We start from the raw sequence: 234 nt of genomic DNA, 5'->3' as shown, positions 1-234 counted from the left end.
TCTGGGAAACTGGAGCCTGTGGGTATTAAAGAGGCGGTACGTTTGGTGGAAGCGGGTGTTCCTGTTGACGATAAGGGTAAGTTGATGCGTTGTATGGATGATGCGCTACCTTATGCGGTAAAGACAATAGGTGGCAACTTTAGCTTCAAGGAGAGAGTGCAAATCAATCAGATGAAAAAATCTGATGATTTAAACTGGCTCCAGGCGCTCTACTTGCAGTGGAGTATGAATAAC

At 45.3% G+C, this 234-nt stretch carries 1 protein-coding gene; it reads left to right on the top strand.

What is annotated here, in order from left to right:
• Nucleotides 1-18: 18 nt before the first annotated feature.
• The coding region (locus tag AB4585_RS26010) for a hypothetical protein (RefSeq protein WP_372171656.1) at nucleotides 19-234 on the top strand (216 nt) is incomplete at its 3' end.

The organism is Vibrio sp. 10N.222.49.C9 (assembly GCF_041474985.1).
In the GTDB taxonomy this organism is placed as follows: Bacteria; Pseudomonadota; Gammaproteobacteria; order Enterobacterales; family Vibrionaceae; genus Vibrio; species Vibrio crassostreae_C.
The sequence above is the reverse complement of the archived record's forward strand: the minus strand, read 5'-3'. Positions and strand labels throughout refer to the sequence as shown.